Genomic DNA, 23,891 nt, shown 5'->3' with positions numbered 1-23,891 from the left:
TCGGATTTTCGAACCTGCCATCAGAGTCCCCATGCCGACCCAGCCCCTCTGGAAAACCTATCTCCTGTTCCTGATCCCCATGGTCCTGTCCAACTTCCTGCAGTCCATGTCCGGCACGTTCAACAGCATCTACATCGGCCAGATGCTCGGCACCCAGGCATTGGCGTCGGTGTCGGGCATGTTTCCCATCGTGTTTTTCTTTATCGCTTTGGTGATCGGCCTGGGCGCGGGGGCGGGGGTGTTGATCGGGCAGGCCTACGGCGCCGGCGAAACCGGCACGGTGAAGGCGATTGCCGGTTCGACCTTGTTGCTGGGGGCGATCATTGGCCTGGTGGCGGCGGTGCTTGGCAGTGTCTTTGCTCGTCAGGCGTTGCAAGGGCTGGGCACGCCGGCCGATGTGTTGGAGGACGCCGTTTCCTATGCCCGGGTCATGCTGTGGATCCTGCCGATGCTGCTGGTATTCGTGCTGTTCACCCAACTGCTGCGCGGGGTGAGCGATACGGTGTCACCGATGTTGGCGCTGCTGGTGTCCACCAGTGTCGGGCTGCTGCTCACGCCAGCGTTGATTCGCGGCTGGCTGGGGTTGCCGCAGATGGGCATCCAGAGCGCGGCATGGGCAGGGCTGGCGGGGACGACGTCGGCAATGCTGATGCTGGCGTGGCGCCTGAGTCGCCGCGAGCATGCCTTGGCGCCGGACCGTGCGTTGTTCGCGGCGATGCGCCTGGACCGGGACATCCTCGGCAAGGTCCTGCGCATCGGCCTGCCCACCGGGTTGCAGATGGTGGTGATCTCGTTGTCGGAGTTGGTGATCCTGGCGCTGGTCAATCGCCACGGCTCCCAGGCCACGGCGGCCTACGGCGCGGTGACGCAGATCGTCAACTACGTGCAGTTTCCGGCGCTGTCGATTGCCATCACTGCCTCGATCCTCGGCGCCCAGGCCATTGGTGCCGGCCGCCTGGAGCGCCTGGGGCCGATCCTGCGCACGGGGCTGGCATTCAACCTCTGGCTCACCGGTGGGCTGGTGCTCCTGGGCTATCTGTTGTCCCACTGGCTGCTGGGGCTGTTCATCACGGATCCGGCGGCCCGGGTCCAGGCCGAACACTTGCTGCATATCATGCTCTGGAGCTTGCTGGTGTTCGGCTTCCAGGCGATCGTCGGCGGCATCATGCGCGCCAGCGGCACGGTGCTGGTGCCGGTCGCCATCTCGATTTTCTGCATCGTCGCCGTGCAAGTGCCGGCCGCGTATCTGCTGGACGCGCACTTCGGGTTGCAAGGGGTGTGGATGGCGTTCCCGGTGGCTTACTTGAGCATGCTGTTGTTGCAGACGCTGTACTACAAGCGGGTCTGGCAGCATCAGCCGATCGAGCGGTTGGTGTAATCAACCCACCACCGGACCCTGTGGGAGCGAGCTTGCTCGCGATGGCGGTGGTTCAGCCTGCATCAGTGCTGAATGTACCGGTGCCATCGCGAGCAAGCTCGCTCCCACAAGGGTTTGGTGCCTGGCGATGTTACAGTGGCCGTCACCCGCCACGCCGCCACCGAGGATCCGATGCCTGCCAGTCTTACCACCCACATCGCCTACCGCGCCTTCCTGTTCGACATGGACGGCACCTTGCTCACCTCCATCGCCGCCGCCGAGCGGATCTGGACCCGCTGGGCCCTGCGCCACGGCGTGGATGTGGCGACGTTCCTGCCGACGATCCACGGCATGCGCGCCATCGACACCATCGCTCGCCAGCATCTGCCAGGGGTGGATGCCCAGGCCGAGGCCGAGCGGATTACCCGCGAGGAAATCGAAGACGTGGAAGGCGTGGAGCCAGTGAAGGGGGCGGCTGCGTTTCTGCATAGCCTGCCGCCAGAGCGATGGGCGATCGTCACCTCGGCGCCCATGGCATTGGCCTTGCGGCGTATGGAAGCGGCGGGAATCCCGCGCCCGGCAGTGATGGTCACCGCCGAGGATGTGAATGACGGCAAGCCCAACCCCGCCTGCTATCGCCTGGCGGCCGAACGCCTGCAGGTGACGCCCCGGGAGTGTCTGGTGTTTGAAGACGCCGAGGCCGGTATTCGGGCAGGCGAGGCCGCCGGGGCCGATGTGATGGTGGTGACGGCAACGCACACGCACCCCGTGGTCACCCTTCATCCGCAGATCAAGGATTACCTCGGGCTAGGCATTGAGGTGGATGAGGCTGGCCTGATGCGGCTGCTTCCGATTCTATGACCGCCGCAGAACACTTCGCTCCCACAGTTTTTAAGTCGTTCACCGGCGTTGCAGTCACCACAAATCCCCCTGTGGGAGCGAGCTTGCTCGCGATCGCGGTGGTTCAGCCTGCATCAATGCTGAATGATCGACGCCATCGCGAGCAAGCTCGCTCCCACATTGGATCTGTGGTGCTCTGCTAGGTCAGGTCACCACGCGATAGCACGGCACATACGCCGCGCCGCCCGGCAGTTTCATGCGATGTTGGGCGACGAAGGCCTGGAGCAGGCGGTCGAGGGGTTCCATGATGGCGGCGTCGCCGTGGATCTCGTAAGGGCCGTGCTCTTCGATCAGGCGGATGCCCTTGTCCTTGACGTTACCGGCCACGATCCCCGAGAACGCCCGGCGCAGGTTGGCGGCCAGTTCGTGGGCGGGCAGGTCACGGCTCAGGCCCAGGCTGGCCATGTTGGCGTGAGTTGGGTCGAACGGGCGCTGGAAGCCCTCGTCGATCTTCAGCAGCCAGTTGAAGTGGAAAGCGTCGTTACGCTCGCGGCGGAACTGCTTGACCTCCTTGAGCCCCTGGGTCATCTGCCGAGCCACTTCGGCCGGGTCGTCAATGATGATCTGATAGTGCTTCTGCGCCGCCTCGCCCAAGGTTGCACCGACAAACGCATGCAACTGGTCGAGGTACGGCGCGGCGCTTTTCGGCCCGGTGAGCACGACGGGGAAGGGCAGGTCCTGGTTGGCCGGGTGCATCAGGATGCCCAGCAGGTACAGGAACTCCTCTGCCGTACCGGCACCGCCCGGGAAGATGATGATGCCATGGCCGACGCGCACGAAGGCTTCCAGGCGCTTCTCGATGTCCGGCAGGATCACCAGCTCATTGACGATCGGGTTCGGCGCCTCGGCGGCGATGATCCCCGGCTCCGTCAGGCCCAGGTAGCGACCGCCATGGATGCGCTGCTTGGCGTGGGCGATGGTGGCGCCTTTCATCGGGCCTTTCATCACGCCCGGGCCGCAGCCGGTGCAGATGTCCAGGCTGCGCAGGCCCAGTTCGTGGCCGACTTTCTTGGTGTATTTGTATTCTTCGGTGTTGATCGAGTGACCGCCCCAGCACACGACGATTTTCGGCTCCACGCCAGGGCGCAGGGTGCGGGCGTTGCGCAGCAGGTGGAACACGTAGTCGCTGATGCCCTGGGACGAGCTGAGGTCGATGCGCTGGCTGTCCAGTTCGTTCTCGGTGTAGACGATGTCGCGCAGGGCACTGAAGAGCATTTCCCGGGTGCTGGCGATCATTTCGCCGTCGACGAACGCATCGGCTGGCGCGTTCAGCAGCTCCAGGCGTACGCCCCGGTCCTGCTGGTGAATGCGGATCTCGAAGTCCTTGTAGGCTTCCAGGATGGTCTTGGCGTTATCGACATGGGCGCCGGTATTGAGGATGGCCAGGGCGCACTGGCGAAAGAGGGTATAGATACTGCCGGAGCCGGCTTCGCTCAGTTGCTGGACTTCGCGCTGGGACAAGGTCTCCAGGCTGCCCTTGGGGCTTACCGAGGCGTTGATTACATGTCTTTGAGTCATTCAGCTTTCCTTGAAAACGATGCCATGCACACAACGACGGCATCTTGAAAAAAACGTCCACGCCGAAAGATCGCACGATCCTTGCGCTATCGCCATGGACTTCGATCCGGGCCCGGCGAGTCGGCGGCCATACAAAATGAGCTCCAGCATAGCTAAATCGACCGGGCAGGCGATAATGCGTGACTCTTTTGATGCCGTACAAGGAAATTGCGCCGCGATGTTCGAGATCAAACCGTGGGATGGCGACACCTACCGCAGGCAGACCCGCCGCAGCACCCTGATCATCGCGGTGGTGTTCCTGGCCCTGGCGATGCTGCTGTCCAGCCTGGCCGTGATGCTGTTGGGTACGCCGGGAGGTGATAACTTTCGCTTCAACCTCGGCGGGGTGATTGTCGCGGTGTTGGCGATGGCTGTGCTGATGCGCCAGTATTTCTGGTCGCAGCCGTGGATGGCCGCCGCGGTATACGGCTGGCAGCTCAAGCGCAGCCTGATGAAAATCACCAACGTGATGCACCAGGTGAAGGCCGGTGTGCAGGCCCAGGACCCCACCGCCATTAAGCTGCTGCGCTTCTATCACCTGGGGCTGGCCCAGATGCATCAGCTGGACGAGAACTCCAGCGCCCAGGGCTCCCTCGCGCGTGAAGCCGACGCGCACCTGGCGAACATGCAGGCGCTGGGCCTGGACACCGAACAGTCGCGCCTGGACCCAAGCTGGATCGAGACGGTGAAGCAGGCGTATAACGCCGGTTGAGCGGTCAGAGGGTGCCGATGCGGTCCAGCTCGGCTTTCAGGGCCTGGGCATCCAGTTGGTCGAAGGGCAGGGCGAAGAAGGCCCGGCAGCGGGTTTCGATACGATCCAGAGTGGCATGGAAGGCCTGGCCGATCTGATCATCGCTGCCTCTGACGGTCGATGGATCGACCAGGCCCCAGTGGGCTTTGATGGCCGGACCGAAGTACACCGGGCAAGCATCGCGAGCGGCGCTGTCGCACACGGTGATGACGATGTCCGGCGGGCTGCCCTCGAACGCGTCGTTACCCTTGCTGCGCAAGCCTTTTACGCTGATACCGGCTTCTTGCAAGGTGTTCAGGCTGCGCGGGAGCACGTGGCCCTTGGGGAAACTGCCGGCGCTGACGGCCTGGAATCCGGCCGGGGCCAGATGGTTGAACATCGCTTCGCTGAGAATGCTGCGGCAACTGTTGGCTGTGCACATGAAGAGGACTTTCATCGATCGGCTCCGATAAGCGCAAGGTTGGGCTGCGCCGGAGTATATGCGGACAATCGAATATATGGAATTTCGTATTTGTAGCGAGGGCGAGAGCGGACAGCGCCGGGGCGCAGTACGTCTGCGCCCCAACGATTTGGGTGGTTACGATTTTCTGCCGCCTCCTTGGCTGCGTTCGCTACCTTTGTTACCGGCTCCCATGCCTTTTTGCCGGTCGTTGGCAACGTTGCCGCCCGACGCCTGTCCGCCTTTCTTGCCGGCTTCAGATGCTTTTTCACGATCATTGGCGAAGTTGCCTGGGTTTTTGTTTCCGCTACTGGCCATTTCGATAATCCTCAGTGATTGAGCGAGCAACGTGCCTCGCATTATTTGTGAAAGAAAATGGCCGGGTGAAGTTTAAAAAAAACCGCTTGCTGGCGACGAATGGTCAGCCGCCGGTTGGCTTCCTTTCAGTCCTCGCCGCCGCTGACTTTCCAATGCTTGGCGTCCGTTGGAAAAACCACCTGTTCGACCCGGTGCGCAATACCAAAGGCCAGGGAGTTTTCCGCTGGGATCACCCGTTCCTCGGCACACAGGCACTTGAAGATATCCAATTGAGTCGCGGCGCCGGCGGTTTCCTTGACGTAGATCTCCACGTACCGCGCCACGTCGTTGTCCAGGCTGGACAGGTACTCACGCAGGCGTGAGTGGTCCACGGATTTCTGACCGAAGTACCAGTTCATCGGGTGGATCAGAAAGCGCGAGTGGGGTGTGGTGGTGCGGTCGCTGGCGGCGAGAAACATGATGATGCCCATCGACTCGATGTTGCCGGCATTGACCGCACGTACCGGCACTGGAAGGGACTTGATGAAGGTATAGAGCGTAAAACCGAAGTTGGTGCTGCCGCCGACGGTGGAGAGGTTGAGCATCAGCGAGTCGGCGCCTTTTTCAATGGCTTCCAGGCAATTGTCCCGGAAGCGCTCCGTGGTGCCCTGATCGATCTGGCAATGGAAATGGACAATGTGTTCGGACATCTGCAACTCCTGTCGATTTCACCCTTTGACGTACCTGCTGATCGGCTGTGCCGTACAGTTGGGAGTTCGCAGGCCTTCGGATGTTCCTCATCCCTGGTTGGGCGCGGGCGGCCCCATCACGTCCCTTTTCTGTTCAGCACGCTTGGGCAGCGTCGGCCATGCGCTGCAAAAATATCGCCAGTGCGGCGTCTTCTTCACTGAGGCCTTTGCGCAGCCGCGGCTTGGGCAATTGCCTCAGGGCGCCGAGCAAAAAAGCCTCCACCACTGCAGGATGAATGTAGCACTTGCGACAGACGCTCGGCGTGTTGCCCAGTTGCCTGGCAACCTGCCTGACCATCTCGACGACGTGTTTTTTCGCCTCGCTCTCGGTTTCCCACGACAGCAACCGCAGCCCGGCCAGCGCCGCCGCGCTGCCGGCCCAGGTACGGTAATCCTTGGCAGTGAAATCGGCACCGGTAAGGGATTTGAGGTAGGCGTTGATGTCCGAAGAACTGACGGAGTGACGCTCACCGTTCTCGTCCAGGTACTGGAAGAGGTTTTGTCCGGGGATCTCCTGGCAGCGCTTGATGATCCGTGCCAGGCGTCGGTCTTTCACGGTGATCTGGTGCTCGATGCCGCTTTTGCCGCGGAACTGGAAGGCGATGGCGCTGCCGTTGACTTCGACATGTTTGTTGCGCAGGGTCGTCAAGCCATAGGAGCGATTGTCGCGAGCGTATTGGGTGTTGCCGACTCGGATCAGGGTGAGGTCGAGCAGGGTGATAACGGTGGCCATGACCTTGTCGCGGCTGAACCCGGGTTTGGCCAGGATCTCCTCGAGGCGTTTGCGCAAGCGCGGCAAGGCCCGTCCGAATTCCAGCATCCGCGAATACTTGTCCGCATCGCGCACCTCACGCCAGCGCGCGTGGTAGCGGTACTGCTTGCGCCCGCGGGCATCGCGCCCGGTGGCCTGGAGATGACCACGGGGTCGGTGCAGATCCAGACATCGGTATAGGCCGGCGGCACCGCCAGGGCATTGATGCGCTGGATCTCGGCCGCGTCGGTGATGCGCTGGCCCTGCGGGTCGAAATAACAGAACTTGCCACGCAATTTCTTGCGGGCGATGCCGGGGGCCGTGTCATCGACATAATGCAGGTCGGCCGGCAGTGCATCCGGCGGCAGGGTGTCGGGCATGAAGAAAGTCCTTGGCAGCGAATCCGGTGGCCTGTGATCGATTGACCGCAGCCCGTTGCGGTCGTGCCAAGATTCTGATGGCGCCGCCGAACCTGTGGGAGCAAGGCTTGCCCGCGATACAAGCACCTCGGTGTAGCTGATGGACCGAGGCGATGTCATCGCGGGCAAGCCTTGCTCCCACAAGCGCCCCGGGGCCTACGCCAACACCGCCACTGCCTTGATCTGCGCCCACAACACCAGTCCCGGCTGCAGTTTCAACTGGTCGCGGGAGTAGCGGGTGATGCGCGCCAGCAGCGGAGTGCCGGCGGCTTCCAGGCGGACCAGCACATGGGCGGCGTTGTCGGCCGCCTGTTCGCTGACCACGGTCACCGGCAGGCGGTTGAGGATGCTGGTCTGGGCATCGTTCGCCAGGCTGAGGCTGACGTCCCGGGCCTGGACCTTGAAACGCAGCGGCTGGCCGAGGGCCAGTGATGTATGGGCCACGCGTACGTTCAGTTGGCTGTCGGGCAGGTTCAGGGTCAGCAATTGGTACGCCGGGTCATAGCCGCTGACCTTGCCCTCGATCACCACCCCGGCGTCATCCCCCAGGGCCAATGGCAGGTCGAGCCGGGCCAGGGTTTCGCCGATGGGGCCGCTGGCCTGCGCGCGGCCAGCGTCGAGCAGCACGATGTGATCGGCCAGGCGTGCCACTTCGTCCTGGGAATGGCTGACATACAGCACCGGGATGTCCAGTTCATCGTGGAGGCGTTGCAGGTAAGGCAGGATTTCGTTTTTGCGCCGGGTATCGAGGGCCGCCAGCGGCTCATCCATCAGCAGCAGCCGCGGGCTGGTGAGCAAGGCACGGGCGATGCCCACCCGTTGGCGCTCGCCGCCGGAGAGGTTGTGCGGCTGGCGATCGAGCAAGTGCCCGATGCCCAGCAGATCGGTGGCCTGGTCCATGTCCACCCGCCGTTGTGCCGGCGCGATGCGCTTGAGGCCGAACGCCAGGTTGGCCCGCACCGACAGATGGGCGAACAGGCTCGCCTCCTGGAACACATACCCCACCGACCGCTTGTGGGGCGGCACGAACACGCCGTGCTCGCTGTCCTGCCACACTTGGCCGTTGACCTCGATAAAGCCCCGGGCCGGCCGCTCCAACCCGGCAATGCAGCGCAGGCAGGTAGTCTTGCCGGAGCCGGAAGGCCCATACAGGGCCGTCACGCCACGGCCCGGCAGTTGCACATCCAGGTCCAGGGAAAAAGCCCCGTGGTCGAGTTGCAAGCGCGCGTTGATCATCGATCAGCTCCACCCGGCACGGGTTCGGCGGCTGGAATACAACGCCAGCAGCACCAGGAATGAAAACACCAGCATCGCTGCCGCCAGCCAGTGGGCCTGGGCATATTCCAGGGCCTCGACATGGTCGTAGATCTGCACCGACACCACCCGGGTTTTCTCCGGGATGTTGCCGCCGATCATCAGCACCACGCCGAATTCGCCGACGGTGTGGGCGAAACCCAGAATCGCCGCCGTGATAAAACCAGGACGGGCCAGGGGCAGGATGACGCTGAAAAACGTATCCCAAGGCCCGGCTCGCAGGGTGGCGGCGACTTCCAGGGGGCGACTGCCGATGGCAGCGAAAGCGTTTTGCAACGGCTGCACCACAAACGGCATGGAATAGATCACCGAGCCGATCACCAGCCCGGTAAAGCTGAAGGTGAGGGTGCCCAACCCGAGGGCTTGGGTGAGCTGGCCGATCCAGCCGTTCGGCCCCAATGCCAGCAGCAGGTAAAAGCCAATCACCGTTGGCGGCAGCACCAGCGGCAACGCCACCACCGCCCCCACCGGCCCGCGCAGCCAGGAGCGGGTGCGTGACAGCCACAGCGCGATGGGCGTGCCGACGAGCAGCAGGATCACCGTGGTCAAGGACGCCAGTTTCAGGGTCAGCCAGATGGCGGCGTAGTCGGCGCTGGTCAGGGGCATTTAGCGTTGGTAACCGTAGGCTTGGATGATGGCGGCGGCTTTCGGGCCCTTGAGGTAATCCACCAGGGCTACGGCGGCGGGGTTGTCCCGGCCCTTGGTGAGGATCACCGCGTCTTGTTTGATCGGGTCGTGCAGTTCGGCCGGGATGATCCACGCCGAGCCGCCCGTCACTTTGCCGTCCTTGTACACCTGGGACAAGGCGACGAAGCCCAATTCAGCGTTACCGGTGGAGACGAACTGGTAGGCCTGGGTGATGTTCTGGCCTTCGACGAGCTTGCTTTTGACCTGATCGGTCAAGCCCAGCTTGTCCAGCACCTGGGTCGCAGCCAGGCCATAGGGCGCGGCTTTCGGGTTGGCGATGGACAGGTGTTGGAAGTCGTTGCGCTTGAGGACCTGGCCCTGGTTGTCGACATAACCGTCCTTGGCCGACCACAGCGCCAGGGTGCCGACCGCGTAGGTAAAGCGCGAGCCGTTGACGGTGTCGCCTTCGCTTTCGAGCCTGGCCGGGGTGGTGTCGTCGGCGGCGAGGAAAACCTCGAATGGCGCGCCGTTCTTGATCTGCGTGTAGAACTGGCCGGTGGCGCCGTACGCCGCCACCAGTTTATGCCCGGTGTCTTTTTCGAAATCGGCGGCAATGGCCTGGATCGGCGCAGTGAAATTGGCGGCGACCGCCACCTGCACCTCGGCGGCCTGGGCGGCGCCAATAGTCAGGAACGGGATCAACAGCAACGGCGCGAAGCGGGTGAGGCGCATAGGTGAGGCTCCGTAAGGTCAGGTCGTTATATAGTGGAATATATAGCGAATGGCCGACAAACGGAACGTGGCATTTTGCCTGGGCAGCTAGGGGCGAGGGCTGGCTCCATCGCGAGCAAGCTCGCTCCCACAGGTCCGGTGGTGTGTCCAGATTTGCCGGTTGCCCCTATCTCTGTGGGAGCGAGCTTGCTCGCGATGGCGGCCTGACAGGCAATGACGACTGTCAGGACCGCCCCCAGTTGTTGAATCGGGCCAACGCCTCTTCAGCCAACCGCCGGGTCAATTCGGCTGTCGACAGATCGCGCCCCAAGGGAAACGCCTGGCCGGCCCAGAGGTTGCTGAAGTCCGCTTCGCCCTTGGCGCGCAACGGCAGCAAGGCGCCGCCCGCCAAGGGGAATGCCGGCGCAAGTGGGCTCATCGGCCCCACTTCGCGCATCACCCGGTTGACGATGCCCCGGGCCGGGCGGCCGGTGAACAGGTTGGTGACGGCGGTCTGGCTTTCCTTGGCCGTGCGCAACGCCCGGTGATGGGACGCGCTGATTTTCGCCTCGGGGGTGAACAGGTAGGCGCTGCCCAGTTGCACCGCCGAGGCCCCCAGGGCGAATGCCGCGACAATCCCGCGGGCATCGCCAATGCCGCCGGCGGCGATCACCGGTACCTTCACCGCATCCACCACCTGCGGCAGCAAGGCAAACAGACCGACCTGGGTGTTGAGGTCGTCGCTGAGGAACATCCCGCGATGCCCGCCGGCTTCATAGCCCATGGCGATGATCGCGTCGCAACCGTGCTGTTCGAGCCAGATGGCTTCCTCGACGGTGGTGGCCGACGAAAGAATTTTCGCACCGGTGGCCTTTACCCGGTCCAGCAGGGATTTTTCCGGCAGGCCAAAGTGGAAACTGACCACCTTGGGACGCATCTCCTCCAACACCCGGCAGGCGGCATCATCGAAGGGCGTGCGGTTGGACACCGGGGTCGGTGCGTCGAAGTCGATGCCCAGTTCCTGATAGTACGGCTTGAGCCGTTGTTTCCAGGTCTCGGCCCGCTGCTCGTCGAAGGCCGGTGGCTGATGACAGAAAAAATTCACGTTGAACGGCTTGTCGGTCTGTTCGCTGATGGTCGTCAGCGCCTGGCGCAACTGCTCGACATCGAGCATCGCCGCCGGCATCGAACCCAGGCCGCCGGCATTGCAGGTCGCGACCACCATGGCCGGCCCGGTCACCCCGGCCAGCGGCCCCTGGATGATGGGCAGCTCGATACCGAGCAGGTCAAGAAGGCGAGTGTCTGGCCACTGGCTCATGTGCGGGGTCTCCGACGGCAGAAGGAAACAGCGTTTTTAGCAGGTGTGGGCCGGGGAGGGCCAGTCGAGTTTTTCAATCGTGCGCCGCAACTTGATCCCGACGGCGGGAGGGTTACCATGCGTGCTTCAGTATCAAGGAGCCTGACCCATGGACGTGAAACTCAAGACCGTCGAACCCTTCACCGTGGCCGGTTTGCAGGTGCGCACCCGCAACACTGACGAGCAGCAGCCCGACACGGCCAGGATCGGCCCGATGTGGCAACGGTTCTTCACCGAAGGGCTGTTCGACACGATCCCGGCCAGGCAGTCGGAGTCGTTCGTCTACGGGGTGTATTCCAATTACGAGTCCGACGCCACCGGCCACTTCGACGTGACGGCCGGGGTGCAGGTGGATGCGACCAGCGCAGGCTACCCCGCCGTGGACATCGAGGGCGGGGATTACCTGGTGTTTTCGGCCAAGGGGCCGATGCCCGATTGCGTGGTTCAGACCTGGGGCCTGATCTGGGCCTACTTCGCGGATAACCCACAGACGCTGCGCCGCTTCACCACCGATTTCGAGGTCTACGGCAGCCCCGACTCGGTGGCGATCTACATCGGCGTTCAGTCCCCGGCCGAGCGCTCCAGCGCGAGCAACTGACGCTTGCGCTCCACGCCCCAGCGATAGCCCGATAGGTTGCCGTCGCTGCGCACCACCCGGTGGCAAGGGATCGCCACCGCCAGGCTGTTGGCGCCGCAGGCCTGGGCCACGGCGCGCACGGCCTTGGGCATGCCGATGCGCTGGGCGATCTCGGCGTAGCTGGCGGTGCTCCCTGCGGGAATGTCCCGCAACGCTTGCCAGACCCGTTCCTGAAAGGCGGTGCCGCGCAGGTCCAGGGGCAGGTCCAGGCCCAGGGCCGGCGCTTCGATGAAGCCCACCACCTGGGCGATCAACTGCTCGAACTCGCGGTCGGCACCGATGAGGTTGGCCCGGCGGAATTTGTCCTGCAGGTCCCGCACCAGCGCGTCCGGATCGTCTCCCAGCAGGATCGCGCACACGCCACGCTCGCTTTGCGCCACCAGGATTGCCCCGAGGGAGCATTGGCCGACGGCGAAACGGATGTCGGTGTTCTGCCCGGCAGCGCGGTAGTCGGCGGGTTTCATGCCCAACACTTTGTCGGCCGCTTCATAGAAGCGGCTGTTGGAATTGAAGCCGGCGTCGTACAGCGCCTCGGTGATCGTGCCGCCATCGGCCAGGCGTTCGCGCACCTTGCGTGAACGATGGGCGGCGGCGTAACCCTTGGGCGTCAGGCCGGTGACAGCCTTGAAGACCCGATGAAAATGGAAGGGGCTCAAGCCGGCGCTTGCTGCCAGTTCATTCAGGCCTGGCAGTTCCTCGGCCGCCTCGATTTGCCGGCAGGCCGCCGCGACTCGGGCCGCTTGTTGGGCGGCGATCTGAGTCTGGTCCCGGGCCACGCGCTTGCTGGGCCGGTAGCCGGCGGCCTGGGCCTGTTCCGGCGTGTCGAAAAATTCGACGTTGCGCGGGTTGGGCAGGCGCGACAGGCTGCTGGGGTGGCAATAGATGCCGGTGGTTTTCACGCCATAGACGAATTGCCCATCGGCGCGCGGGTCCCGGGCGAGTACGGCGGCCCAGCGAGGATCCAGTTCAGGGGCAAGATTGTTCGAAGTGCTGTTCATGGTCGTTATTCCATTGGCCCGTTTTGCCTACAGTAGCGAGCCATCCAAGTGACGACACTCCGGGTCTTGCGGTTGAATTCTGCACCTTCATCCGGCGCTGCGAAGCGTCAGGTTGATCCGCTGGGTACCCAGGCGCGGGTGTTGGCCTTCCTTGAGCGCCAGCACGCCGTGGTAACGCAACCGGTCCACGCCACCCCAGACCACGATGTCACCATGGTGCAACGGGATGCGCAGGCTCTTGTCGCTGCGCTCGAAGCCGCCGAACTGGAACACCGCTGGCAAGCCCAGGGAGATCGAGACGATGGGCGCGGCGAGGGAGCGTTCGTTCTTGTCCTGGTGCAGCGACATCCGGGCGCCGGGCACGTAGCGGTTGATCAGGCAGCTGTCGGGCTCGAAATGCTCGAACTGCGCTTGCTGGGCGGCGGCCTGGGCCAGTTCGCGAAACACCGCCGGCATGTCGGGCCAGGGGTGGCCGGTCTGCGGGTCGTGGGCGGTGTAGCGATAGCCGCTGCGGTCGGTGGTCCAGCCCAGCGCGCCGCAACTGCTCAAGGCCACCGACATGGTAAAGCCACCCGGCGTGACCATCTGCCGGAACGGCGCAGCCTGCAGGACGCTTTCCAGCGCCGGCAGCAAACGGTCGAGCCAGGGCAAGGCGAACCCGCGCAGTACGAAGGATTGTTGGCCAATCTGTTCGATCTGGCCGGACGTGGTGGGCACCTGGTCGGCGAACAGGTCCAATGTGATCGGTGTGTCATGACTACTGCGCATCATGAAAAATGATTCCCAAGGTGTGCCGCCTGCCGCTGTGCACGCGGCTGACGCCATGGCGCATGTTCACCCGATAATAACCGCGAACGCCTTCGACCGGCCGCTGGTGCACGGCAAATACCACGGCGTCGCCCTGTTTCAGATCGATGACCTGGGGTCGCGACTGCATGCGCGGGCGCTGTTCAGTGAGGACAAACTCGCCGCCGGTAAAGTCCTGGCCCGGTTCCGACAACAGGATCGCGACCTGCAAGGGGAACACCTGCTCGCCATACAGATCCTGGTGCAGGCAGTTGTAGTCCTGCGGACCGTATTGCAACAACAAGGGCGTCGGACGCGATTGCCCGGCAGCGTGACAGCGCTGGATGAAGTCGGCGTGCTGGTCGGGATATCGCCCTTCAAGGCCCATGCATTCATTCCAGCGGTTCGCCAGCGGCACCAGCATGGGGTACAACGCCTGACGCAGCTGTTGGATGAAGTCCGGTAGCGGATAGCGAAAATACTGATACTCGCCACGCCCGAACCCATGACGGGCCATGACCACCCGGGAACGAAAAAGCCCGCTCTCTGCGTATAGACCGCTGAGCATTCGACATTGCGTGGCGGGCAGCAGGTTGCGGATGAGCGCGCTGCCGTCCTGCTCGAGGCTGTGTTCCAGGGCCGACCCATCCAGGTGACTTATTCGTTGGGTCAATGAGGGCAGATGCGGGGGAGTGGGCATGATGACAATCCTTGGTGCAAAGGATTGGTCAGTCTGGGGAGTGCTTCGTTGGTCTGCACTCCGGTTCTTGCGGTGCATCAATGTCCTGAGTCGCTCCCGTCAGCAGGCACGACAAATCCCCTGTGGCGAGGGAGCTTGCTCCCGCATCGTGCCCACCCTGGTGCCACAAAAATTTATCAGGGTGAGTCTTTACAGCGCTTTACTGACACTGACGTCGCTGATCACATCCTGGGTATCTCCGTGCAATGCTTGCAGGGCTGCCAAGGCTTCTTCTTCGGTGCCGTCCACGAGTTGCGCGAATTCGAAGCGGCGTTCGCCATTGAGCTTGTACTTGATGACGTATTTGGTCGTCTGGGCCACGGTTTTGCCTTTCTTGAAAGGGCGATGCTCAGCTCAGTTTCGAGCTGGACCGCCGGATGATTTTGATCTTGTGGGTCAGGGTCGGCTTGCGCGTGACGCTGATTGCACGGCGGTTGACGGTGTCGATGGTGATGTTCCAGAAACCGGTGCTCGGCGCCGTGATCCTGGCCGGGAACGTGTCGAACGCGCCGCCGTGATAGGTGTGCCGGCCACCGTTCTTGAAGCTGCGGAAGTTGGCGTCGTTCATCAAACGGATGTTGCACATTTGGGAGCATTCTATGACGACAATGTCGTCTTCGTTCAGGTGCTCGCGCTGGTGAATGAATTTCATGGGCGCCTCCAGAAGGGCTTTTTCTACAAAATCAAAACGATAGCAAGGGGCAATGAGGCGCAGTTTATCAGCCTCGAGTGTTAATATCCGGCCCGCGCTCCAGGCTTTGTTCATTTATCGCAGGTAGCGGGAAAAAAAAGCGGTGCGACACCGGAGCAAAACGGCGTCTGCATTGTCGGAGGATCTTTATTGGAGGAAACATATGAAGCGCAGCGTGTGGGTATTGGCATTGGCCATGAGTGGATGTGCATCGGTATCGGACATCAACCAGACGCCTCCCACCATGAGCGTCATCTCCGGAAAGAAACCACACGAATATGCCAAATGCGTTGCCGACAAGCTCGCCAGCAGCCGTGGCTCGCTGCAAATGGAGCCGCACAAGAACGGCGTGCGGCTGATCGTCCCGGGCAAACTGTCGACCCTGCCGGCGGCGGTGTTCGACATTGACGAGCGTTCCAGTGGCAGCAGCATCAAGCTGCACGAAAGCATGTCCAACGTGCCGGTGCGTCCGGGCGATGTGCAGGATGCGGCCAACGCCTGTATTTCCGGTTGAACACCGTCAGCGCCTGACGAGCGGGCCGGCCATCGGATAGACTGGGGCCCTCGACAAAAAATGCCGCCACGGTCAACGTTGGCGGCATTGTCATTCATGGAGTCAGTCGATGAAACGCGAGCAGGTGCGCGAGCGCCATGCAGAAGGCCTTATTTATGCCACCCACGTGATTCAGAACCCGGCGAGCCCGGGCGAATGGGTCGTGTTCTTCAAGAAAAGCGCAGGGCGCAGTTTTTTCCTGGTGGATGAGCAGGACGAAGTCGAGTCCTTCAGCCAACTCGATGACCTGATCGAGACCATACGCGGGCTGGGCATCAAGACCGCCGAGATTCACATCTGATGTCCTGTATCGCCAATACAGGACACTCGCTTATTTACAGACCACCACGACACTGCGGCTGCTGAAGTTGCCCACGTCGACCCCCAGGGTCTTCTCGCTTTCCTTGGCCTGGGGTGTGCCGTTGGTGCCGACGATCCGGTAGCCGGTGCCGGCACAGGACGCATCGGCCTTCTCATAGCAAGTCGCCCAGGAGTTGGCCTCGCCTGAGCAGTCGATGGTCAAGCCCTGCTCGCCATTATCGAGATAGGTTTTTTCGGCCGAGGCACAGCCCGCCAGGGCCAGGACTGTGAACAGCGCCAGAAGTGTCTTCATGGGATCGTCATCGAGGAGGGAAGGGCAACGGCGAGGTTATAGCGAATGGCCATTCCGGTACAGCTAAACCCGCCTCGTTCGATGCCCGGGTGGCATCTACTGGAGGCCGGTCTGGTTATTTTTTGCGGCGGGGGCTGCGTGCGGGGGCGCTTTCGCGTTCTTTCGTCGCTGGGGCAGCGCGTTCGTCCTGGAATACCGCAGCCACTTCCACTGCCATGGCCTTGCTAGGCAAGGGACCGGCGACCTGCTCGCCGTGATAGTTGATAATCCACCACTGGCCGTCCTTGCCCTGGCTGACCGAATAACCGTTTGCGTTTCTTGCCGACATCTAACTGCCTCAATTGGCGTGATCAAGGACGCCATGATACGTCAAATGCTCGCAAACAGTGCTCACTGGCGTACAGTGGACCGCTGCAGCCATCGAAACGAAAGGCGATTGAACTATCCGCCGTTTTTTATTTCTCTATGATGGCATCGGTTGGCCAGTGCGGGCATTGTAAGGTGCCCGTCGCCTGATTAGACTGCGCCGAAACTCGTACACACCGCCTTTTCAAGGACTTATATGATCAAGAAATGCTTGTTCCCAGCAGCCGGTTACGGTACTCGCTTCCTGCCAGCGACTAAAGCCATGCCCAAAGAAATGCTGCCGGTGGTGAACAAGCCACTGATCCAGTACGGCGTCGAAGAAGCTCTCGATGCGGGCCTGACTGAAATCTCCATCGTGACTGGCCGTGGTAAACGCGCGCTGGAAGACCATTTTGACATCAGCTACGAGCTGGAAAACCAGATCAAAGGCACCGACAAGGAAAAATACCTGGTCGGCATCCGCAAACTGCTGGATGAGTGCTCGTTTTCCTACACCCGCCAGACCGAAATGAAAGGCCTGGGCCACGCGATCCTGACCGGTCGCCCATTGATCGGCGACGAACCGTTCGCCGTGGTCCTGGCGGACGACCTGTGCGTCAACCTCGAAGGCGACGGCGTCCTGACCCAGATGGTCAAGCTGTACAAGCAGTTCCGCTGCTCCATCGTGGCGATCCAGGAAGTCGATCCGCAGGAAACCAACAAGTACGGCGTGATTGCCGGCGAAATGATCCGCGACGACATCTACCGTGTTCACAGCATGGTTGAAAAACCGAAGCCTGAAGACGCACCGTCGAACCTGGCGATCATCGGTCGCTACATCCTGACCCCGGACATCTTCGACCTGATCGAACAGACCGAGCCAGGCAAGGGCGGCGAAATCCAGATCACCGACGCCCTGATGAAACAGGCCCAGAACGGCTGCGTCATGGCCTACAAGTTCAAGGGCAAGCGTTTCGACTGCGGTGGCGCCGAAGGCTACATCGACGCGACCAACTTCTGCTTCGAGAACTTCTACAAGACCGGCAAGGCTTACTGATAGCCGCCGCGCCTCGAAAAACGCCCCGACTGGTTCGGGGCGTTTTTTTGCGCGGGGAAAAGTCTCTCGCCAATCACCAATCACACAAGCAACCCCCTGTGGGAGCGAGCTTGCTCGCGATAGCGGTGGGCCAGTCAATACCAATGCTGCTGATCCGCCGCCATCGCGAGCAAGCTCGCTCCCACAGGAGTTGCGCTCAATCCAGTCCGGCTGGCTTTTTCGTTTTCCGCCCCCATAACCCACCGCAACGCTGCCTCAAGTGAAAACAGCAGGTATGCTGATGACCTGCCGAAGGAGATAGAAAATGGCCTACGATTTTGACTTGTATGTGATTGGCGCCGGTTCCGGTGGTGTGCGGGCTGCGCGGTTCGCCGCCGGTTTTGGGGCAAAGGTGGCCGTGGCGGAAAGTCGCTATCTGGGCGGGACCTGCGTCAACGTGGGCTGCGTGCCGAAAAAACTGCTGGTCTATGGCGCGCATTACGCCGAGGACTTCGAGCAAGCGTCGGCTTACGGCTGGACGGCGGGCGAGGCGAGTTTCGACTGGGCCACGCTGATCGCCAACAAGGATCAGGAGATCAACCGCCTCAACGGCATCTACCGCAACCTGCTGGTCAACAGCGGCGTCACACTGCACGAAGGTCACGCCAGGCTGACCGGGCCCCATGAGGTCGAGATCAACGGCCAGCGTCATACCGCCAGGCATATCCTGATCGCCACCGGCGGCTGGCCGGTGATCCCGGACATTCCGGGGCGCGAGCACGCCATCAGTTCCAACGAGGCGTTCTTTCTCAAGGAACTGCCCAAGCGCGTCATCGTGGTAGGCGGTGGCTACATTGCGGTGGAGTTCGCCGGGATCTTCCACGGCATGGGCGCGCAGACGTCGTTGCTGTATCGCGGCGAACTGTTCCTGCGCGGCTTCGACGGTGCGGTGCGCAAGCACCTGGCGGAAGAACTGACCCGTCGTGGCCTGGACCTGCAATTCAACGCCGACATCAAATCCATCGAAAAACTGGACGACGGCAGCCTGAGGGTCGAGCTCAAGGATGGCAAAACGTTGATCACCGACTGTGTGTTCTACGCCACCGGCCGGCGACCGATGCTCGACAATCTCGGCCTGGAGAACACCACCGTCGCGGTGGATGAGAAGGGTTTTGTCAAGGTCAACGAAAAATACGAGACCACCGAACCGTCGATCCTGGCCATTGGCGACGTGATCGGTCGCGTCCAGCTCACCCCTGTGGCCCTGGCCGAAGGCATGGCGGTGGCGCGGCGTCTGTTCAAGCCCGAGCAGTATCGACTGGTGGATTACCGGATGATCCCCACCGCCGTATTCAGCCTGCCGAACATCGGCACGGTGGGCCTGACCGAGGAACAGGCCAGGGAAGAGGGGCATGAGGTCGAGATCTTCGAAAGCCGTTTCCGGCCGATGAAGCTGAGCTTGACCGACTGCCAGGAGCGCACCCTGATGAAACTGGTGGTGGATGCCCGGACCGACAAGGTCCTGGGTTGCCACATGGTCGGCCCGGATGCCGGTGAAATCGTCCAAGGCTTGGCCATCGCCCTCAAGGCCGGTGCCACCAAGCGCGACTTCGACGAGACCATCGGCGTGCACCCGACCGCCGCCGAAGAGTTCGTGACGATGCGTACGCCCGTCGCCTGACGCGGCCCTTAGCCGTTGTGTAGGAGCTGACGAGTGCAACGAGGCTGCGATCTTTCCCAGACACTTGAGTCCCAAACGGAAGATCGCAGCCTCCACCAGCGCCCACAGATTTTTTCTATCTATATAGATTCCTGATAGCCAAAACCAATCATTCACATCAGGTTTGCCAATGAGCCAGCCGGGGGATGAGTGGTTAAGATTCCCTCCATCAACTTCTCAACCCTGATGGAGAAACATCGATGCCTATCATCAACAGCCAAGTTAAACCGTTCAACACTACCGCCTTCAAAAACGGCGAATTCGTCCAGGTGTCGGACGCCGACCTGAAAGGCAAATGGTCTGTCGTGTTCTTCTACCCAGCCGACTTCACCTTCGTTTGCCCAACCGAGCTGGAAGACCTGGCCGACAACTACGCCGAATTCAAGAAACTGGGCGTCGAGATCTACAGCGTCTCCACCGACACTCACTTCGCCCACGCCGCCTGGCACAACACTTCGCCAGCCATCGGCAAGATCCAGTACACCATGATCGGTGACCCGACTCACGTCATCTCCCGCAACTTCGACGTGCTGATCGAAGAAGTCGGCCTGGCTGACCGCGGTACTTTCGTGATCAACCCTGAAGGCCAGATCAAGATCGTCGAGATCAACGACGGTGGTGTAGGCCGCGACGCTTCCGAGCTGCTGCGCAAGGTCAAGGCCGCTCAGTACGTTGCCGCTCACCCGGGCGAAGTCTGCCCAGCCAAGTGGAAAGAAGGCGAGGCCACCCTGGCTCCGTCCCTGGACTTGGTCGGCAAGATCTAAGTCTGTGAGTCATCCGAGGGCGATCCGCTCTTAATCAAGTAAGCCGCTTCGCCCCAAAAAACGCCCGGGCGAGATTCGCTCGGGCGTTGTTTTTTTCTGAATTCACAAAATGGAAATCGCCCGTATGTTGGACGCCAATCTTAAAGCTCAGTTGAAGTCATACCTGGAACGGGTCACCCAGCCGATCGAGATCGTCGCCTCCCTCGACGACGGTGCGAAATCCCAGGAAATGCTCGCGTTACTCCAAGAAGTTGCCAGTCTTTCCCACCAGATTACCTTGCTCGACAACGGTACCGATGGGCGCAAGCCGTCGTTTTCGTTGAACCGCCCGGGAGCCGATATCAGCCTGCGTTTTGCCGGCATCCCCATGGGCCACGAATTCACTTCGCTGGTGCTGGCCCTGCTGCAAGTCGGCGGCCACCCATCGAAGGCCAGTGTCGAGGTCATCGAACAGATCCGCGCCCTTGAAGGCGAGTTCAATTTCGAGACGTATTTCTCGCTGTCGTGCCAGAACTGCCCGGACGTGGTCCAGGCGCTGAACCTGATGGCGGTGCTGAACCCGAACATTCGCCACGTCGCCATCGACGGCGCGCTGTTCCAGGCCGAAGTCGATGAACGCCAGATCATGGCCGTGCCCAGCATTTACCTGAACGGCGTGAACTTCGGCCAGGGCCGCATGGGCCTGGAAGAGATTCTCGCCAAGATCGACACCAGCGGCATCGAACGCCAGGCTGAGAAAATCAGCGCCAAGGATGCTTTCGATGTGCTGGTGGTCGGCGGCGGCCCGGCTGGCGCTTCGGCGGCGATCTACGCGGCCCGTAAAGGCATCCGCACCGGTGTGGCGGCCGAACGTTTCGGCGGCCAGGTGCTCGACACCATGGCCATCGAAAATTTCATCTCGGTCCAGGAAACCGAAGGGCCGAAACTGGCTGTTGCCCTGGAAGAACACGTCAAGCAGTACGACGTGGACATCATGAACCTGCAGCGTGCCGACGCCTTGCTGCCGGGCAAGGACGGCAGCCTGCATGAAATCAAGTTCGCCAGCGGTGCGAGCCTCAAGGCCAAGACCGTGATCCTGGCGACCGGTGCCCGCTGGCGCGAAATGAACGTGCCGGGCGAGCAGCAATATCGCAACAAGGGCGTGGCGTACTGCCCGCACTGCGACGGCCCGCTGTTCAAAGGCAAGCGTGTAGCGGTGATCGGCGGTGGTAACTCCGGCGTCGAGGCGGCGATCGACCTGGCGGGTATCGTGGCCCACGTCACGTTGCTGGAGTTCGATGTGCAATTGCGTGCCGACGCGGTGTTGCAGCGCAAACTGCACAGCCTGCCGAACGTGACAGTGGTGACCAACGCCCAGACCACCGAAGTGACGGGGGACGGCCAGAAGGTCAATGGCTTGCGCTACAAGGACCGTCCGAGCGGTGAAGTGCGGGACGTGGAGCTGGAAGGGATCTTCGTGCAGATCGGCCTGTTGCCCAACACCGATTGGCTCAAAGGCACCGTCGAGCTGTCGCCGAGGGGAGAGATTATCGTCGATGCCCGTGGTGAGACCTCGATCCCAGGCGTGTTCGCCGCCGGTGACGTGACCACTGTGCCGTACAAGCAGATCGTGATCGCCGTGGGTGAGGGCGCCAAGGCTTCGCTGAGCGCCTTCGACCACCTGATCCGCACTTCCGCGCCGGCATAAACAGCCGAAAGCGGCAAGACAAAACCCCATGGGCCCTGGCTCATGGGGTTTTTTATCGGCCATCATTCTGTGGGAGCGAGCTTGCTCGCGATGGCGGTGGGTCAGCTTGCATCAATGCTGAATGTGCTGCCTCATCGCGAGCAAGCTCGCTCCCACAGGGGGGTGAGTTTTACAGCGGCGCAGGCTGGATGATTTCGACCCAGTAGCCATCCGGGTCCTTGATGAAGGCCAGGCTTTTCATGCGGCCATCGCTCAGGCGCTTCTGGAAGTCACAGCCCAGTGCTTCGAAGCGCTCGCAGGCTGCGACGACGTCCGGTACCGAGATGCAGATGTGGCCGAAACCCCGTGGGTCGGTGTTGCCGTTATGGTAGGCGAACGCCGGGTCGCTTTCGGTGCCGTGGTTGTGGGTCAGTTCCAGGATGCCAGGGATCGATTTCATCCATTCGGTACGCGCTGCCGCGTCCGCCGGGATCTGGTTCTTGTCCACCAGCGCCAGGAAATACAGGCTGAATTCGGCTTCCGGGAAGTCGCGTTTTTCCACCAGCGAGAAACCCAGCACTCGGGTGTAGAAATCCAGGGACTTGGTGATGTCCTTGACCCGCAGCATGGTGTGGTTGAAGACGAATCTGGCCGTGGCGGCGTCAGGTTGTGCGGTGACGCCAGGGAAAGTATTGAGTTCGTGCAGGCTCATGGGCCCTCCGGAAAATAAGTGGGGCAAACGGCGTCGCAAGCGTGGTCGCGACGGTTCCTGGGCTTGCGTCAGACGGCTTCCTTGCAGGTGCGCCCATGATACGCAAGGGGCGCGGCATCGCCAAACCACACGTGGCTATTGCCTGGTGCTGCCCCGGGCTTCAGACTTTACGATTCGTCCTTGAGTGGCCTCGCAATGATTCGACCGTTCCTTTCGCTGTTTGTCCTGCTGTTTGCCAGTGTTGCGAGTGTCGGTGGTGTCCAGGCCGCCGAACCGCAGATCCTGTGGCCCCAGGGCTGGGTTGTCGAACCGCTGCCGGCGGACGCATCGGCCTCGGCGCCCCCCGGAACCCTGCGCCAACGGGCAACCAAAAGTGATCCTGCAGGCAACGCCGTGATGGTCATGGAACTGACCACCACCCCCGTCGAGCCCGATCATCAGGTCAACTTGCAAGGCGTATTGCTGGAAATGCGCAAGTCAATCCAGAAGGATTTTTTCCAAGGTGGTTACCAAAGTGTATGCACTAAGGTCCATGCCTCAATGTTGGGCGGCGTAACTGCATTGGAAACCACTTGCACGATCACGCAAAACGGACGACATGTATTGTCCCAGGCACTCGTCGCGGCACTAAATGAGGGCAAGGCTTATGTGCTGTCCTATGCAGGGCAGGCGCAGGTGTTTGTTGAAAGCCAGGATGAAATACAGTCGGTGCGAAACAGTTTGAAACTATGACGCCTTTAGCGTAATACGCCAATGGGTTTAATCCTAAAGTCCAGCCCATAAAAAAGCCCTGAGTATTCAGGGCTTTTTTGCGTCTTGGGGGTTGTCAGCCAAGCACTGTCAACCACGCAGCCAAGAATCGACGGTCGCCGCACCGTACTGTTCTTTCCAGGCTTTCAGGCCGCGGTGATTACCGCCCTTGGTCTCGATCAACTCGCCGGTGTGCGGGTTCTGGTAAACCTTCACCACTCGCGCGCGGCGTGTCTTGGTGGGCTTGGTCGATTGCAGGCTCGCCTTGGACGGGTTCGGATCGAGGATCGCGACGATGTCGCGCAGGCTCTTGCCGTAGGTTTTCATCAGTCCCTGGAGCTTTTCCTCGAATTCGATTTCCTTCTTGAGCCCGGCATCGTTCTTCAGCGATTCCAGCTGCTTGAGCTGTTCTTGAAGGGCCTTTTCGGCTGCACGAAATTCAGCGAGTCTGGACAAAATGATTACTCCAATCAAAATATTTGGCTGATACCAACCGCAAACAAAGCTATAAGCCAAGCGCCTTGAAGCGACTCGGTGTTAATGACTCTCTCCTGTTATGTGGCACAGGTAGAAAAATTGTAGTAGTTAATCCAGAAAGTGTAAATCGTAACTTTTTCGTTATGTAACAACAGTAAACGCTTTTATCAATTGG

28 protein-coding genes and 1 pseudogene are annotated in these 23,891 nt (G+C 61.5%); 11 read left to right on the top strand and 18 right to left on the bottom strand.

Annotated features, from left to right (window positions below; translation table 11 throughout):
• Positions 1 to 31: 31 nt before the first annotated feature.
• A complete protein-coding gene (locus ACZ5M5_RS19555; protein WP_464737844.1) occupies positions 32 to 1,378 on the top strand; it encodes an MATE family efflux transporter in 1,347 nt (448 codons plus the stop codon).
• Between the two features lie 171 nt (positions 1,379 to 1,549).
• Complete coding sequence (locus tag ACZ5M5_RS19550; protein WP_060743172.1) at positions 1,550 to 2,218, top strand: HAD-IA family hydrolase; 669 nt, start codon at positions 1,550 to 1,552, stop codon at positions 2,216 to 2,218.
• Positions 2,219 to 2,401: 183 nt separating this feature from the next.
• Here the strand turns inward: ACZ5M5_RS19550 and ppnN are convergent, their stop codons facing one another.
• Positions 2,402 to 3,775 (bottom strand): nucleotide 5'-monophosphate nucleosidase PpnN, encoded by a 1,374-nt coding sequence (gene ppnN / locus ACZ5M5_RS19545; protein WP_025213122.1) that lies wholly within the window; start codon positions 3,773 to 3,775, stop codon positions 2,402 to 2,404.
• Positions 3,776 to 3,992: 217 nt separating this feature from the next.
• Here ppnN and ACZ5M5_RS19540 point away from each other — a divergent pair, with 217 nt between their 5' ends.
• Entirely contained in the window at positions 3,993 to 4,526 is a 534-nt protein-coding gene (locus ACZ5M5_RS19540; protein ID WP_464737843.1) for a DUF3087 family protein, read from the top strand.
• Between the two features lie 4 nt (positions 4,527 to 4,530).
• Here ACZ5M5_RS19540 and ACZ5M5_RS19535 read toward each other — a convergent pair whose 3' ends face one another.
• The 8 genes and pseudogenes from ACZ5M5_RS19535 to ACZ5M5_RS19500 all read right to left on the bottom strand — a co-directional run bounded on the left by ACZ5M5_RS19535 (position 4,531) and on the right by ACZ5M5_RS19500 (position 11,190).
• Positions 4,531 to 5,001, bottom strand: coding sequence for an arsenate reductase ArsC (locus ACZ5M5_RS19535; RefSeq protein WP_464737842.1), 471 nt, complete (start codon positions 4,999 to 5,001; stop codon positions 4,531 to 4,533).
• Positions 5,002 to 5,142: 141 nt separating this feature from the next.
• Complete coding sequence (locus tag ACZ5M5_RS19530; protein WP_060741657.1) at positions 5,143 to 5,322, bottom strand: con-10 family general stress protein; 180 nt, start codon at positions 5,320 to 5,322, stop codon at positions 5,143 to 5,145.
• A gap of 125 nt (positions 5,323 to 5,447) precedes the next feature.
• The gene (locus ACZ5M5_RS19525; RefSeq protein WP_060741658.1) at positions 5,448 to 6,011 is read right to left on the bottom strand and encodes an ATP-dependent Clp protease proteolytic subunit; all 564 of its coding nucleotides are present in this window, start codon (positions 6,009 to 6,011) and stop codon (positions 5,448 to 5,450) included.
• Positions 6,012 to 6,144: 133 nt separating this feature from the next.
• Positions 6,145 to 7,181, bottom strand: a pseudogene (locus tag ACZ5M5_RS19520) (DNA topoisomerase IB).
• A gap of 195 nt (positions 7,182 to 7,376) precedes the next feature.
• On the bottom strand, positions 7,377 to 8,456 hold the full coding sequence (gene modC / locus ACZ5M5_RS19515) for a molybdenum ABC transporter ATP-binding protein (RefSeq protein WP_060741660.1): 1,080 nt from the start codon (positions 8,454 to 8,456) through the stop codon (positions 7,377 to 7,379).
• Positions 8,457 to 8,459: 3 nt separating this feature from the next.
• Positions 8,460 to 9,140 (bottom strand): molybdate ABC transporter permease subunit, encoded by a 681-nt coding sequence (gene modB / locus ACZ5M5_RS19510; RefSeq protein ID WP_060741661.1) that lies wholly within the window; start codon positions 9,138 to 9,140, stop codon positions 8,460 to 8,462.
• Positions 9,141 to 9,893: a molybdate ABC transporter substrate-binding protein gene (modA, locus tag ACZ5M5_RS19505; protein WP_464737841.1), complete on the bottom strand. Its 753-nt coding sequence runs from the start codon at positions 9,891 to 9,893 to the stop codon at positions 9,141 to 9,143.
• Between the two features lie 223 nt (positions 9,894 to 10,116).
• The gene (locus ACZ5M5_RS19500; RefSeq protein ID WP_464737840.1) at positions 10,117 to 11,190 is read right to left on the bottom strand and encodes an NAD(P)H-dependent flavin oxidoreductase; all 1,074 of its coding nucleotides are present in this window, start codon (positions 11,188 to 11,190) and stop codon (positions 10,117 to 10,119) included.
• A gap of 148 nt (positions 11,191 to 11,338) precedes the next feature.
• Here ACZ5M5_RS19500 and ACZ5M5_RS19495 point away from each other — a divergent pair, with 148 nt between their 5' ends.
• Entirely contained in the window at positions 11,339 to 11,827 is a 489-nt protein-coding gene (locus ACZ5M5_RS19495; RefSeq protein WP_060741664.1) for a GyrI-like domain-containing protein, read from the top strand.
• On the opposite strand, the gene ada is transcribed toward ACZ5M5_RS19495, so the two are convergent.
• The 5 genes from ada to ACZ5M5_RS19470 form a co-directional block, all read right to left on the bottom strand.
• On the bottom strand, positions 11,791 to 12,864 hold the full coding sequence (gene ada, locus ACZ5M5_RS19490; protein ID WP_060741665.1) for a bifunctional DNA-binding transcriptional regulator/O6-methylguanine-DNA methyltransferase Ada: 1,074 nt from the start codon (positions 12,862 to 12,864) through the stop codon (positions 11,791 to 11,793). The two genes, ACZ5M5_RS19495 and ada, sit on opposite strands and share 37 nt — an antisense overlap.
• 87 nt (positions 12,865 to 12,951) lie before the next feature.
• Entirely contained in the window at positions 12,952 to 13,632 is a 681-nt protein-coding gene (gene alkB / locus ACZ5M5_RS19485) for a DNA oxidative demethylase AlkB (protein WP_371919232.1), read from the bottom strand.
• The gene (locus ACZ5M5_RS19480; protein WP_060741666.1) at positions 13,622 to 14,350 is read right to left on the bottom strand and encodes a 2OG-Fe(II) oxygenase; all 729 of its coding nucleotides are present in this window, start codon (positions 14,348 to 14,350) and stop codon (positions 13,622 to 13,624) included. Before ACZ5M5_RS19480 ends, alkB begins: the two co-directional genes overlap by 11 nt.
• Positions 14,351 to 14,539: 189 nt before the next feature.
• Positions 14,540 to 14,710 carry a hypothetical protein gene (locus ACZ5M5_RS19475; RefSeq protein ID WP_177431748.1) on the bottom strand — a complete coding sequence of 57 codons (171 nt, stop codon included), beginning with the start codon at positions 14,708 to 14,710 and terminating at the stop codon, positions 14,540 to 14,542.
• 28 nt (positions 14,711 to 14,738) lie between these two features.
• Positions 14,739 to 15,041, bottom strand: coding sequence for a DUF1883 domain-containing protein (locus ACZ5M5_RS19470; protein ID WP_003182962.1), 303 nt, complete (start codon positions 15,039 to 15,041; stop codon positions 14,739 to 14,741).
• A gap of 202 nt (positions 15,042 to 15,243) precedes the next feature.
• On the opposite strand from ACZ5M5_RS19470, the gene ACZ5M5_RS19465 reads away from it, so the two are divergent.
• The gene (locus tag ACZ5M5_RS19465; RefSeq protein WP_053122953.1) at positions 15,244 to 15,594 is read left to right on the top strand and encodes a hypothetical protein; all 351 of its coding nucleotides are present in this window, start codon (positions 15,244 to 15,246) and stop codon (positions 15,592 to 15,594) included.
• Between the two features lie 109 nt (positions 15,595 to 15,703).
• Positions 15,704 to 15,934 (top strand): hypothetical protein, encoded by a 231-nt coding sequence (locus ACZ5M5_RS19460; protein WP_060741667.1) that lies wholly within the window; start codon positions 15,704 to 15,706, stop codon positions 15,932 to 15,934.
• A 30-nt stretch (positions 15,935 to 15,964) separates the two neighbouring features.
• Here the strand turns inward: ACZ5M5_RS19460 and ACZ5M5_RS19455 are convergent, their stop codons facing one another.
• Together ACZ5M5_RS19455 and ACZ5M5_RS19450 are read right to left on the bottom strand one after the other, a co-directional pair.
• The gene (locus tag ACZ5M5_RS19455; protein WP_060741668.1) at positions 15,965 to 16,246 is read right to left on the bottom strand and encodes a hypothetical protein; all 282 of its coding nucleotides are present in this window, start codon (positions 16,244 to 16,246) and stop codon (positions 15,965 to 15,967) included.
• A 115-nt stretch (positions 16,247 to 16,361) separates the two neighbouring features.
• Positions 16,362 to 16,574: a hypothetical protein gene (locus ACZ5M5_RS19450; RefSeq protein ID WP_060741669.1), complete on the bottom strand. Its 213-nt coding sequence runs from the start codon at positions 16,572 to 16,574 to the stop codon at positions 16,362 to 16,364.
• Between the two features lie 234 nt (positions 16,575 to 16,808).
• Here ACZ5M5_RS19450 and galU point away from each other — a divergent pair, with 234 nt between their 5' ends.
• The 4 genes from galU to ahpF all read left to right on the top strand — a co-directional run bounded on the left by galU (position 16,809) and on the right by ahpF (position 21,798).
• Complete coding sequence (galU, locus tag ACZ5M5_RS19445; protein WP_003182953.1) at positions 16,809 to 17,648, top strand: UTP--glucose-1-phosphate uridylyltransferase GalU; 840 nt, start codon at positions 16,809 to 16,811, stop codon at positions 17,646 to 17,648.
• A gap of 304 nt (positions 17,649 to 17,952) precedes the next feature.
• The gene (gorA, locus tag ACZ5M5_RS19440) at positions 17,953 to 19,308 is read left to right on the top strand and encodes a glutathione-disulfide reductase (RefSeq protein WP_103311381.1); all 1,356 of its coding nucleotides are present in this window, start codon (positions 17,953 to 17,955) and stop codon (positions 19,306 to 19,308) included.
• Positions 19,309 to 19,547: 239 nt separating this feature from the next.
• Positions 19,548 to 20,111 (top strand): alkyl hydroperoxide reductase subunit C, encoded by a 564-nt coding sequence (ahpC, locus tag ACZ5M5_RS19435; protein WP_464737839.1) that lies wholly within the window; start codon positions 19,548 to 19,550, stop codon positions 20,109 to 20,111.
• 124 nt (positions 20,112 to 20,235) lie between these two features.
• Complete coding sequence (gene ahpF, locus ACZ5M5_RS19430) at positions 20,236 to 21,798, top strand: alkyl hydroperoxide reductase subunit F (RefSeq protein WP_060741671.1); 1,563 nt, start codon at positions 20,236 to 20,238, stop codon at positions 21,796 to 21,798.
• Positions 21,799 to 21,967: 169 nt separating this feature from the next.
• On the opposite strand, the gene gloA is transcribed toward ahpF, so the two are convergent.
• Positions 21,968 to 22,489 carry a lactoylglutathione lyase gene (gene gloA / locus ACZ5M5_RS19425; protein ID WP_464737838.1) on the bottom strand — a complete coding sequence of 174 codons (522 nt, stop codon included), beginning with the start codon at positions 22,487 to 22,489 and terminating at the stop codon, positions 21,968 to 21,970.
• A gap of 195 nt (positions 22,490 to 22,684) precedes the next feature.
• Here gloA and ACZ5M5_RS19420 point away from each other — a divergent pair, with 195 nt between their 5' ends.
• A complete protein-coding gene (locus tag ACZ5M5_RS19420) occupies positions 22,685 to 23,221 on the top strand; it encodes a DUF4946 domain-containing protein (protein ID WP_192261041.1) in 537 nt (178 codons plus the stop codon).
• A 108-nt stretch (positions 23,222 to 23,329) separates the two neighbouring features.
• Here ACZ5M5_RS19420 and ACZ5M5_RS19415 read toward each other — a convergent pair whose 3' ends face one another.
• The gene (locus ACZ5M5_RS19415) at positions 23,330 to 23,695 is read right to left on the bottom strand and encodes a histone-like nucleoid-structuring protein, MvaT/MvaU family (RefSeq protein ID WP_058544518.1); all 366 of its coding nucleotides are present in this window, start codon (positions 23,693 to 23,695) and stop codon (positions 23,330 to 23,332) included.
• Between the last annotated feature and the right edge of the window lie 196 nt (positions 23,696 to 23,891).

Source organism: Pseudomonas sp. Van50, assembly GCF_055390755.1.
This window is presented reverse-complemented; position numbering and strand designations above follow the sequence as displayed.